The following is a 12,735-nucleotide window of genomic DNA, read 5'->3' as shown; positions in this document are numbered from 1 at the left end:
AAAATAATTTAAAAAAATACGACGAAATACAAAAAAATCAGTTAAATTGCGTTCGAAAGAGCTGAAATAATTATCTAATACATTATTGATTCGGTTTTTTAAGGTTATTAATATTAATAATTATAAACTTAATCCAGTCATGAAAACAAAACCCTTATCTAGGCACCTACTTAGAATAGTATCCTGCATTTTGTTATTGTTATGGACAACCAATCAAGTTTTTGCACAATGTCCTAATATAGCAGACCCAAGTCCACCACCCATTTGTGATGCATCTGGTTTTACATTTAGTGATTTGGATGCTTTTGCGACCACTGGTGGTAACGGCATTGTTTGGTATAATGTTGCGACAGGCGGAACAGCTTATTTTGATACAGAATTAGTTTCAGAAGGTACTTATTATGTTGACGATAATTCTGGAATCTGTGGCACTAGAGAATCGATAACCATATCGTTTCAAGTTAGTCCATCTAATCAAAATTTAGATCGTCTTTACTGTAGTAATGAAAATCCAACCATTCAAACCTATATAAATGATGTATTGCAACCGTTTATTCCTTTTGGGGGTTCGGTTGAAGTTTATAATGATTCGCAGTTAACAGATCAGGCAAATTCCACCGATCCTATTTCGGTAGGTGCATTTAGCTATTATATCGTTTTTATTGATAATGGAGGGTGCGAAAGCCAAATTGAAATTGGAAATGTTGGTTTATTTAATTCACCACTAGACCCTACTCCTACAGACCCACAATTACTATGTTCAGCTTCGAGTCCAACTATTGCAAATTTAGATCCTGGTACAGCTTCAAGCCACAGTTGGTATGTAGATTTAGATGTATTTGGAAACCCGGTGCAACCAGCCTTGTCCCCGTCAACCCCTTTGATTGATGGAAATACTTACTATGTTCAAGTAGATGACTTCTTCTGCGATAGTAATCCAATTCCTGTAACTGTAAATATTGATACACCTGTAGATCCAGGAACACCTGCTAGTTTAGAATATTGTGAAGATAATATTCCAACAACAGATTTTGATTTGTTTAGCCTTTTAGGCGGTATGGCAGATACAACAGGGACATGGACAGGTCCTACTACGATTTTTAATGGACATCAAGGGAGAACAAATATTTCATCTTTAACAGCACCGAGTACAAATGTATATACGTATACCGTACCAAGTAATGGAGCATGTCCAGATGGAGTTTCAACTGTAACTATAACCTTATTTGAAATTCTGAATTCAGGAATACCTTCAGCGGCAAATCCAGCAAGCTATTGTGAAGCAGATTTACCCAGTGCATTCGATTTATTTAGTTTGTTAGATAATGAAGACCCCAATGGATTATGGACACAAGGGACTTCTAGTGCAGATCCTCCTGTGACGTCATCATTAAATTTAGTTGGCTTCACCCCTGGAACTTATAATTTTACATATACACAGAACTTATTGCCAAGTCCTTGTTTGGAAGAATCAACGACAGTACAAGTAACGGTATTGCAAGATCTAAATGCGGGTAATGCTATTAATCAGGTATTTTGTGAAAATGATATTGCTGCCAATTCACCGTTCGATTTATTCAACGCGTTAGACGGTTCTCAAGATAATAACTCTGGTACGTGGACAGACTCTAGTAACAATACGATTTCCAACACACTAGACATTACAGGTTTTACTGTCACGGGAAGCCCTTATACTTTTAATTATACCATTGATAATGGAACTTGTACAGATACAGAACCAATTACAATTACTATTGAGCCAGCTCCCGAATCGGGAACTCCAAATGCACCACTTGAATTCTGTGCTTCAGAATTAACGGCAGGTCAAACAGTTGATTTATTTGATTTATTAGAAGGCGAAGATCAAACAGGTACATGGAATGATGATAATGGTTCATCAGCTTTAGCTGGTAATACACTTACAGTAGATGGTTTAGGTGATGGAACATACAATTTTACTTTTGATGTAGATGCAGTAGGTTCGTGTGATGATGTTTTAGTAACAGTAACTGTTATTATAAACGACCCACCACCACCAACAGCATCTCCTAGCCAATCATTTTGCGATGCAGGAACTGTAGGAGATATTACAGTTACTGGAACAAACATACAATGGTACGACCAAGCAACGGGTGGTACACCTTTATCTGGAACAATCGATTTAACCGATGGCGGAATGTATTATGCAACTCAAACCGACCCTATAACAGGATGTGAATCTTCAGTTAGGACTTTAGTATCTGCATCAGTAAATCAAACACCAGTGGCTGGAAATGCAGGATCGCCAATAACCGAATGTAATAACAATAGTAGTATCGATTTATTTTCAACTTTAGATGGCACGCAAGATGCTGGAGGTATTTGGCAAGATAATGATAGTACGGGTGCTGTCTCTGGAAATAACTTAGATGCAACTAGCCTTACAGCAGGAACATATAATTTCACTTACTTTATTGCAGCAACTCCACCATGTATTGATGCTAGCGTAAGTGTAACATTAACAATAGAAGAATCTCTAAACCCTGGAACACCAGCATCTACTAATATATGTAGTGATGGAGGAACTACCGATTTGTTTCCGCTCTTAGGAGGCGCAGATACAGGTGGAACATGGTCTCCAGCATTAACGAGTACTACGGGAGTTTTTGATCCAGCAATAGATACACCAGGGGTTTATACATATACCTTAACCAATTCATGTGGAGATATAAGCAGTAATATTACAGTTTCTGTTACACAAGCAGCGAATGCAGGAACAGATAATTCAGTAACAATTTGTGTAGCCGATGGACCAACCGATTTGTTCGGTTTTCTAGGTGGTGCTCAAACAGGTGGAACATGGTCTCCAGCTTTAGCTAGTGGGACAGGAGTTTTTGATCCTTTGGTTGATATAGCAGGAGATTACGCCTATACCATTGCACCAACGGCACCTTGTACAAGTGGAGCAAGTGCAACTATTACTGCAACTATAGGTGATAGCCCACCACCAACAGTTATAAATTCGAACCCATCATATTGTTTAGTAGACAACCCAACCGTAGCAGATTTAGATATGAATTTAACTGCTACAGGAACGATTACTTGGTATACAGATGCGACATTGACTATAGTCTTAGCTCCAACAGATACGCTAGTTGATGATGAAGATTATTTTGCAACACAAACAGGTGGAAGCGGATGCCCATCTTCTGTTAGTGTTCAAGTAGATGTTACTATTAATGATACCCCAACACCAACGTTAAGCGACCCATCTTTAACTTATTGTATAAATGATGGCCCAACAATAAATAACTTAACCTCAAATATCGATTATGATTTATCATTGTTCAATGTCGTTTGGTATGATGCAATAATAGGAGGAAATGCTATTAGCGATACTTCTACATTATCTAATAACACAACCTATTATGCTGTTCTTGTTGATTCAGTAACAGGATGCGAGAGTAGTATCCGATTAGATGTTACTCCAGATTTAACTGGATGCGAAAAAGTAGTTTTTCCAGATGGATTTTCACCAAATGGTGACCCAGTAAATGAAACATTTGATGTCGAAAATTTAGATGTTCTATATCCTAATTTCGTCATGGAGATTTATAACCGCTATGGAAATCTAGTGTATAAAGGAAATGCAAGTACACCACGGTTTAATGGTAAATCGAACCAATCGGGAACTATAGGCAGCGCAGACTTGCCTGTAGGTGTGTATTTCTACATATTCAATTTTAATGATGGAATTAATAAGCCAGAACAAGGCAGATTATACCTAAGCAGATAATTTAGATAAAGCAAAATTTAGAAACGATGAAAAATTTAAATATATATCATAAAATAATTGCTTTGTTAAGTCTGACTTTAGTGTCATTACAAAGTTTTGGACAACAAGATCCTCAGTTTACACAATACATGTATAATATGAGTGTGATTAATCCAGCTTATGCAACTGCCGATGAAGGTATGCTGAATTTAGGTGGATTATATAGAACGCAATGGGTAGGTATAGAAGGAGCTCCTAAAACTGGAACCTTTTTTGCACACACACCTATTAACCAAAAAATAGAAGCAGGTATATCATTTACAAATGATGATATTGGCGATGTGGTTTCAGAGAATAATATCTATGCAGATTTTGCCTATGTATTACCTGTAGGGTTGGAAGGGAAATTATCATTCGGACTTAAAGCAGGGTTCACTTTCTTTAATGCTAATTTTGATGGATTTGTTTTGCAATCTGGAAATACATCAACCGATATTGCCTTTAATGATAATATTAGTAAAACCTTTCCTAATATTGGAATTGGTGCTTTCTATTTCACAGATAATTATTATTTGGGCTTGTCAGCTCCTAATATGTTAACCACAAAACATCTTGAAACCGAAAATGGTATAAAATCAACAGGTGTGCAGTCCGTTCATTACTTTTTAACGGGTGGTTATGTGTTCGATATTAATGAAAATTTAAAGCTGAAACCAGCATTTATGGCAAAAGCAGTAAGTGGAGCACCTTTAGCATTAGATATAACAGCAAACGTTTTAATTAATGAAAAACTTGAAGCTGGTTTAGGCTATCGTTTAGATGATGCCATAAGTGCGTTAGTAAATTTTAGAGTTGCCCCAGATTTAAGAATAGGATATTCATACGATTTTACAACCTCTAACTTGGGAAGTTTCAATTCTGGATCTCACGAAATATTTATTTTGTTTGATGTCGATTTATTCGGACTCAAAAGCGGTTACGATCGTTCACCTAGATTCTTCTAACATTAAAGACTATAAAGAGATGAAAAAACATATATACATACTTGCAAGCCTTTTATTAGTTAGTGGAATTACGCTAGCTCAAAAAGGAAATTTAAAACGAGCCAACAAGCTTTTTGAAATGAAAGCTTATGCAGAAGCTGCTGAAATTTATGAAACCAAAGACCGATCAAAAACGGTGCTTCAAAACTTAGCAGACAGTTATTACTATAATGCTAATATAGAAAAAGCTATTATCACTTATAAAGAGTTGTTTAGTGCTTATGCAGATTCTTTAGATACAGATTTGCGATTTCGATATGCACAAGCTTTAATGGGTGACAAAAATTATAAGGAAGCCGATGTTCAACTAAGTAAATATTATGGCGAAATTATAGATACAGAGTCATTTATTGAATTAAATGGAAAAACTACACCGCATGTTTTCAATCTCTCTGTTTTAGATAATGCAAATTCAAGTAGTGATTTCGGATTGTCTTTTTATGGAGAAAATAAAGTAACTTTTGCTTCAGCAAGAAATAACGAAAACCCAACTTATAGTTGGAATAATTTGCCGTATCTGGATTTGTATAAGGCAACCTTAGCTAGCGATGGAAAAATTGAAAATATTACACCATTTTCAGATGAAGTAAATACAGATTCGCATGAAAGCAATGCTACTTTTAGTAAAGATGGAAAAACCATGTATTTTAATAGAACTAATAAATCTCGTATTAAATCGGATGGTGAAAGAATAGCACATGTTAAGATATTTAAAGCCCAATATGTTGATGGTAAATGGACAAATGTAAAAGCATTACCATTTAATTCTAATAAATATAGTACAGAACACCCTAGTTTAAGTAAAGATGGAAAGACACTTTATTTTGCAAGCGATATGCCAGGTACATTAGGTGGTTTCGATATTTATAAAGTGGCAGTTAATGACGATGGAACCTTTGGAGAACCTGAAAATTTAGGAGATAAAATAAATACGCCACACCGCGAACAATTCCCATACATTAGTGATTTAGATGTTTTATATTTTTCATCTATTGGTCATCAAGGATATGGTGGTTTAGATGTGTTTAGAAGCAATAGAGTAAATAACACTTTTGATAACCCTGTAAACCTAGGAAGTTCTATAAATAGTAGTCTTGATGATTTCGCTTATGTTGTTAAAGAAAATAATAACAAAGGATATATATCATCTAACAGAACAGGTCACGACAGATTGTATGGTTTTTCTAGAGAAGAAAATATACTAACAAAATATTTGGTTGATGGGCTTGTACAAGACAAAAATAGTAAAGCGTTATTACCTAATTCTTTAGTTACACTACTTGACGAAACCGGAAGAGTACTTCAAGATTCTATTGTTGGAGAAAAGGCAAATTATTTATTTAAGATAGAACCAAACAAAAAATATACAATTCGCGGTACTCGTAAGGCTTACATTCCTCAAGATGTAGATTTCTCAACAGATAGTGAAGGTAAAATTAACCATAATATATACTTGTCATTAGAGTCTTTTGCAGATGCTGAAGAACGCGTTAAAGAAAATGAAAAAGGTAATGTACAAGTAGAATTAGATAAAATCTATTTTGATTTTGATAAATCTAAAATTCGTGAAGATGCTGCAATTACGCTTAACGTATTAGTAGATTTAATGAAAAAATACCCATCAATGGAAGTTGAAGTTTCAGCGCATACAGATGCTCGTGGAAAAGATCAATATAATTTAGAGTTGTCTAAACATCGTGCAGCATCAACCTTAGAATATTTAGTAAGTCAAGGAATAGACAGAAGTAGACTTAGAAGTATTGGTTATGGCGAAACGCAACCACTTAATGAATGTACTAAACCAGGTATTTGTACAAAAGAAGAATACGAAATTAACAGACGTTGTGAGTTTACTATTTTAAATTAACCAACCATTTTATACCAATTAAAAGCCTGAAAAGCCTTTCTATCTAACACTTTTAGAATTGAAAGGCTTTTTTACATATGTTTTTATCATTCATTAATTTTCAAGTAAGTCATTTGTTTTGTGTATTTTTATCATATTAAATTTATACGGATATGGTGTATTATATAGCTGCAATAATTTTGTTTGTGTTAGTGGGTTACATTATCCACAAATTAGCCTATAAAAGGTTTAAAAAATTAAAAGGTAGAACACCAAATAAAAGAGAATTTTGGAGTATTTACCACTGGGAGGGAGTTCTAGGTTTAAGTGCTTTAATTGTACTTGTTCTTGTATATATTCTAAAAGCCTCAAATGTTTTATCCATTTAAATCTTTTAAAAAACCTACCGGTTAACCAGGTTAAGGCACACTATAAAAATGAACGAAAACCTAGACCCATCCAACGAAAATTTTTCTCCAGAAGAAATTGATGTAGAAAGAAAGTTAAGACCCTTATCTTTTGACGATTTTGCAGGTCAAGATCAGGTTTTAGAAAATCTTAAAATTTTCGTTCAAGCTGCTAACTTACGAACCGAAGCTTTAGATCATGCACTTTTTCATGGCCCACCAGGATTAGGAAAAACAACTTTAGCACATATTTTAGCGAATGAATTAGAGGTAGGTATTAAAGTAACCTCGGGTCCAGTTTTAGATAAACCAGGAGATTTAGCAGGCTTGCTTACAAATCTTGAAGAGCGCGATGTACTGTTTATAGATGAAATTCATCGGCTTAGTCCTATAGTCGAAGAATATTTGTATTCTGCAATGGAAGATTATAAAATCGATATCATGATCGAGTCTGGTCCTAATGCACGCTCTGTTCAAATAAACTTAAATCCATTCACACTTGTTGGAGCAACAACTCGATCGGGATTACTAACAGCACCCATGCGAGCGCGTTTTGGCATTCAAAGTAGATTACAATATTATAATACAGAATTACTAACATCTATAGTTCAGAGGAGTGCATCTATTTTAGATGTCCCTATTTCTATGGAAGCAGCTATAGAAATAGCAGGTCGCAGTCGAGGCACGCCAAGAATTGCTAACGCACTTTTGAGAAGAGTACGCGATTTTGCACAGATAAAAGGTAATGGAACTATCGATATTAAAATAGCAAAGTTTGCCTTAGAGGCTTTAAATGTAGATGCCCATGGTTTGGACGAAATGGACAACAAAATTCTATCAACCATTATTAATAAATTTAAAGGAGGTCCAGTTGGAATAACCACCATTGCTACAGCTGTAAGTGAAAGCCCAGAAACGATTGAAGAAGTGTATGAACCTTTTTTAATCCAACAAGGTTTTATTATGCGTACCCCCCGTGGTCGAGAAGTAACTGATCAAGCGTATAAGCATTTAGGAAAAATAAAAGGAAATATTCAAGGCGGGTTATTTTGACAATTAGTGTCATCCTGAACTTGATTCAGGATCTCAGCATTATTAACAATAGAATACACAAAACTCATTAAAACTGAAGCAATAAGCCTCGGTTTTTTTGTGTTCAGTATTTAAATAAAAATATCACTTTCGTTAAATAAAAGAAAATCAGTATCTTAGAGAAACCAATGAAAATAGGGCTTAAGTATTATGAAGCGTAAAGACATGATCCATTTTTATGAGTTTGTCGAAAACAATCCACTTTTTAGGCAATTTAGTGTTAGTGATGTTTTGTTTACCGCCTATGATTGCCCAATTGAAGGCTCTCCTGTGGATTACTGGGTGAATAAAAATTATTTTTGTTACGTATTTGTTGGTGGAGGAAGGTGGAAAACACCAAATGAAGAATATGTACTTAAGGCTGGGGATGCTGCATTTTTAAAAAAAGGAGCCCATAGAGTGTATAAAATTTTGAATGGCGATTTTTGCGCTTTGCTCATTTTTGTGCCTGATGAATTTATTGCCTCAGTTATGAAAAATGATTGTTCCATAAATATAGATACCGATAAAATTCAAGATACAGATTCGGTTATTCCTTTATCCTTGGACCAAACTTTAACAGATTATTTCAAAACGCTTCTAAATTATTTTTCGCTATCAAAACCCCCTTCAAAAAGTTTACTTAAAATTAAATTCAAGGAACTAATCATTAATATAGTTACTGGAGGGCTTAATTCAAAGGCAACTAATTATTTTAAAGAAACCTGTTTTGATGGTAAGAAAAGTCTAAAACCCATTATGGAAGAGCATTATCTTTTTAATTTAAAATTGAAAGAGTTTGCTAAACTTAGCGGAAGAAGCCTCGCTACGTTTAACAGAGATTTTTTAAAATTATATAAAACCACACCTGGCAAATGGTTAAAGAAGAAAAGGCTTGAATACGGTAGGTTTTTGTTAGAAACTACCGATTTGAACATTAACGAGATTGCATTGGATATAGGCTTTGAGAATACCTCTCATTTTATTAAATCCTTTAAAGAATACTATAATAATCCTCCTTTAAAATTCAAAAATCGATTAAAAGAACGCGAACTTCTTCAGCAATCATGAGTTTTTTAGCATATTTTTTGAGTTTTTTAGCATATCTGTTTTTTAGAAAGTCTGTTAAATTGCATTAACACTAAAAATACTGCTTTTATGAAGACAAAAAACGTTGCGTGGATAGTTATGCTGTTCGTATCTCTATCAATACAAAGTTGCAAAACGCAAGAATTAAAAATTGACGACTTTAATGCAGAAATTGCTTCTAAATGGAATCAAAAAATCATAGAAACTGCAATTGCTGAAGATAACCTGTTAACTCTTAAAGGGGTTCGTGCTGCTTCAATGATGCACATAGCCATGCATGATGCCTTGAATAGTATTGTTCAAAAGTATAGTCATTATGCATATCATACTGAAATGCCTGAAGCAGATCCTATTGCCTCGGCAACTTATGCCGCCTATTCTATAGCGATAAGTCAATATCCAGACAAACAAGAGGGTTTTGAAAAACTACTTAACGAGTTTATAAATACCATTAATAATGGTGAAAGTAAAAGTCAAGCGCAAACCTTAGGCAAAGCATCTGCAAAAGCTATTTTAGAAAAACGAAATGATGACAATTGGAATACGAAATCCGATTATACATGGCATCCTATGGCGCCAGGGGTTTATGCAGAGTTTAATGAGCACAGTGGTACGCCAGAAGGATTTATCTTTGGGGCAGGTTTGGCCATAGCAAAACCCTTTGCACTCCCGAAATATAATTATTTTAGAGCGCCACCACCACCTGAAATCAATAGCAAAACTTATACGAAAGCCTTTAACGAAGTAAAAGAGGTTGGAGGCTTTAACAGTAAAACCAGGACTGCAGACCAAGCCCATTTAGCCATGTGGTGGAAAGAATTTGGAGAGAGCTCGCATAATCAACTGTTAAGGGATTTAATAGCCAAAGAAAAACCAAATTTATGGGACGCTACCAGAACGTTTGCTTTAATGAACATGGCTATTTGTGATGCTTATATAAATGTCTTTGACAATAAGTTTCACTACAACCATTGGCGACCTTATACCGCTATTCGTTGGGCAGATAATGATGGGAATGATGATACTGAAAAGGATGCTGAATGGAATAACCTTCATAAACACACCTATCCGTTTCCATCATATCCTTCGGCACATGGTACAGCAAGTACGGCAGCTATGACTGTTTTAGCCAATACTTTTGGGAAAGGCGATGATTACAAATTTATTATGACACAGAAAGAAGTAGATAGCGCTGGATTCTTTTCAGGAAAAATGAAAATGAATCCACCTACACGCTCATTTAATAGTTTTACAGAGGCAGGTTTAGAAGCTTCAATGTCAAGAGTATACTTGGGAATTCATTTTAGATATGATTCTGAAGAAGGTCATAAATTAGGAGCTAAAGTAGGTAATTATATTACCGATAATTTTTTGAGCCCTATAGCTTTAAAGGATTAAAATAAATCGCATATAGGTTGTATCTTAGCCATTAAGACTTTAAACCTAATTTGAGCCTAAAAAGGACATATACCCAACTCATAAAAACCGAAGCCAAACGCCTCGGTTTTTTGTCTTGTGGTATTAGTAAGGCTGAGTTTTTAGAAGAGGAAGCGCCTCGATTGGAAAAATGGTTAAACCAAAACATGCATGGAGAGATGCGATATATGGAAAACCATTTTGATAAACGTTTAGATCCCACAAAACTGGTTGAAGATTCAAAAAGCGTCGTATCCTTATTGTTAAACTATTACCCTAGCCAAGAGCAAACGGCTAATAGCTATAAGTTATCTAAATATGCTTTCGGAACCGATTATCATTTCGTTATAAAAGACAAACTAAAATCACTTCTAAATTTTATTCAAGATGAAATTGGAGAAGTCCATGGTCGTGCTTTTGTAGATTCAGCACCCGTTTTAGACAAAGCTTGGGCAGCAAAATCGGGGTTAGGATGGATTGGGAAACATTCTAACTTATTGACCCAACAGGTAGGTTCATTCTATTTTATTGCAGAATTAATTATTGATTTAGAACTAGATTATGATAATCCAGTAACAGATCATTGTGGTACTTGTACCGCTTGTATTGATGCTTGCCCTACAGAGGCTATAACAGAACCTTATGTGGTTGATGGCAGTAAATGCATCTCATATTTTACTATCGAACTTAAAGAAAATATTCCAACAGAATTTAAAGGAAAAATGGATGATTGGGTGTTTGGTTGCGATGTATGTCAAGATGTTTGCCCTTGGAACCGGTTTTCAAAATCGCATAATGAACCACTTTTTAATCCGCATCCAGAACTTTTATCCATGACTAAGAAAGATTGGGAAGAAATAACTGAAGACACGTTTAGAAAAGTATTTAAAAAATCCGCAGTAAAGCGTACTAAATTATCTGGTTTAAAGAGAAATATTTATTTTTTAAAAGATTAATGTACACTATTTTTTAGTGGATTCTCTTTCTATTAAAGCAGTATCAAGTGTAATAATTTTTGATGCTTTCGGTTTCTTATTTTTAATGGCCTTTATTTCTTTATAAAGTTGTTTAAAAGCTGTTTTTCCCATTTTAAATCCAGGTTGGTCAATAGTTGTTAATGTAGGTGATATTACAGAAGACATAAACCAGTTACTAAATCCAACAATACTAATGTCTTCAGGGATTTTAACACCTTGTTTATTAAACTGGGTCATGGCTCCAATGGCAACTAAATCAGTATTTATAAAAATTCCGTCTACATCGTCATGGTCTTTTAGTAATTGTTGTGCATTTGTTTTACCTTCTTCAAAACTCATATCACCGCATTCGCATATATACACCAAAGAGTGGTCGTAAGGTATATTGTTATCCAATAACGCCTTTTTGTAGCCAAGAAATCTATCTATAGAATTTTGAGGCAAAAGAGCACCTCTAAAATGCGCGATTCGTTTACATCCTATATCTATTAAATGTTGCGTCGCCATGTAAGCTGCTTTTCGGTCATCAATAATAACTTTAGAACATTTTACAATTTTTGCAATTTTATCAAACATAACTAAAGGTTTCTCTTGAGAAATAACTTCGGTTAAATGACTAAAGTCCGCTGTACCGTTTGCCAATGAAATTAGAATACCGTCAACACGTTGACTTAATAATAAATCAATTTGTTTTTTTTCTAGTTCATAAGATTCGTTAGATTGAAGAATAATAACTAAATACCCTTTTTTTTCGGCTTGTGAAATAATACCTTTAATAACACTCGAAAAAAAATGATGAACAATTACAGGAATGACTAAGCCAATAGTTTTAGACTCTTTAGTTCTTAGATTAACAGCAAAAGTATTAGGCTTATAATTTAATGTTTTTGCTAGTTCCCTGACTAAGCCTCTTGTTTTTTTACTAACATCAGGATAGTCCTTTAGAGCTTTTGATGCAGTGGTAACAGATATATTTAATTGTTCAGCAATTTCTTTTAAGGTGACAGGTTTCATATAACAGTTTATTTTCTTTAAATATAATAAAAAAACCAAATCGAAAACGTTTTCGTTGAAATCGAAAACGTTTTCGATGAGAATAATAAAATTTCACCTACTTAAAAATATACATTTG

9 protein-coding genes are annotated in these 12,735 nt (G+C 34.4%); 8 read left to right on the top strand and 1 reads right to left on the bottom strand.

All coding sequences use genetic code 11. The features are described 5' to 3' along the window. Positions 1–139: 139 nt before the first annotated feature. From Q0739_RS04950 to queG, 8 genes are all read left to right on the top strand, one after another. The gene (locus Q0739_RS04950; RefSeq protein WP_298237595.1) at positions 140–3,775 is read left to right on the top strand and encodes a gliding motility-associated C-terminal domain-containing protein; all 3,636 of its coding nucleotides are present in this window, start codon (positions 140–142) and stop codon (positions 3,773–3,775) included. A gap of 26 nt (positions 3,776–3,801) precedes the next feature. Then, positions 3,802–4,758 (top strand): type IX secretion system membrane protein PorP/SprF, encoded by a 957-nt coding sequence (locus Q0739_RS04945; RefSeq protein WP_298237594.1) that lies wholly within the window; start codon positions 3,802–3,804, stop codon positions 4,756–4,758. A 19-nt stretch (positions 4,759–4,777) separates the two neighbouring features. Further along, the gene (locus tag Q0739_RS04940) at positions 4,778–6,664 is read left to right on the top strand and encodes an OmpA family protein (protein ID WP_298237593.1); all 1,887 of its coding nucleotides are present in this window, start codon (positions 4,778–4,780) and stop codon (positions 6,662–6,664) included. A gap of 152 nt (positions 6,665–6,816) precedes the next feature. Then, positions 6,817–7,032 (top strand): hypothetical protein, encoded by a 216-nt coding sequence (locus Q0739_RS04935; protein ID WP_298237592.1) that lies wholly within the window; start codon positions 6,817–6,819, stop codon positions 7,030–7,032. Positions 7,033–7,080: 48 nt separating this feature from the next. Then, positions 7,081–8,103: a Holliday junction branch migration DNA helicase RuvB gene (gene ruvB, locus Q0739_RS04930; RefSeq protein ID WP_298237591.1), complete on the top strand. Its 1,023-nt coding sequence runs from the start codon at positions 7,081–7,083 to the stop codon at positions 8,101–8,103. 189 nt (positions 8,104–8,292) lie between these two features. Next, positions 8,293–9,192, top strand: coding sequence for an AraC family transcriptional regulator (locus tag Q0739_RS04925; RefSeq protein WP_298237590.1), 900 nt, complete (start codon positions 8,293–8,295; stop codon positions 9,190–9,192). A gap of 87 nt (positions 9,193–9,279) precedes the next feature. Then, positions 9,280–10,608 carry a vanadium-dependent haloperoxidase gene (locus Q0739_RS04920; protein WP_298237589.1) on the top strand — a complete coding sequence of 443 codons (1,329 nt, stop codon included), beginning with the start codon at positions 9,280–9,282 and terminating at the stop codon, positions 10,606–10,608. 50 nt (positions 10,609–10,658) lie between these two features. Further along, positions 10,659–11,582: a tRNA epoxyqueuosine(34) reductase QueG gene (gene queG, locus Q0739_RS04915; protein ID WP_298237588.1), complete on the top strand. Its 924-nt coding sequence runs from the start codon at positions 10,659–10,661 to the stop codon at positions 11,580–11,582. 6 nt (positions 11,583–11,588) lie between these two features. Here queG and Q0739_RS04910 read toward each other — a convergent pair whose 3' ends face one another. After that, a complete protein-coding gene (locus tag Q0739_RS04910; protein WP_298237587.1) occupies positions 11,589–12,617 on the bottom strand; it encodes a LacI family DNA-binding transcriptional regulator in 1,029 nt (342 codons plus the stop codon). Between the last annotated feature and the right edge of the window lie 118 nt (positions 12,618–12,735).

Origin of the sequence: uncultured Algibacter sp. (genome assembly GCF_947487605.1) — a bacterium.
Lineage (GTDB): Bacteria > Bacteroidota > Bacteroidia > Flavobacteriales > Flavobacteriaceae > Algibacter_D.
This window is presented reverse-complemented; position numbering and strand designations above follow the sequence as displayed.

Coding starts and splice junctions, on each gene's coding strand:
- ruvB (WP_298237591.1), top strand. CDS start 7,081: ATGAACGAAAACCTAGACCCATCCAACGAAAATTTTTCTCCAGAAGAA.
- Q0739_RS04950 (WP_298237595.1), top strand. CDS start 140: ATGAAAACAAAACCCTTATCTAGGCACCTACTTAGAATAGTATCCTGC.
- Q0739_RS04910 (WP_298237587.1), bottom strand. CDS start 12,617: ATGAAACCTGTCACCTTAAAAGAAATTGCTGAACAATTAAATATATCT.
- Q0739_RS04925 (WP_298237590.1), top strand. CDS start 8,293: ATGAAGCGTAAAGACATGATCCATTTTTATGAGTTTGTCGAAAACAAT.
- Q0739_RS04935 (WP_298237592.1), top strand. CDS start 6,817: ATGGTGTATTATATAGCTGCAATAATTTTGTTTGTGTTAGTGGGTTAC.
- Q0739_RS04945 (WP_298237594.1), top strand. CDS start 3,802: ATGAAAAATTTAAATATATATCATAAAATAATTGCTTTGTTAAGTCTG.
- Q0739_RS04920 (WP_298237589.1), top strand. CDS start 9,280: ATGAAGACAAAAAACGTTGCGTGGATAGTTATGCTGTTCGTATCTCTA.
- Q0739_RS04940 (WP_298237593.1), top strand. CDS start 4,778: ATGAAAAAACATATATACATACTTGCAAGCCTTTTATTAGTTAGTGGA.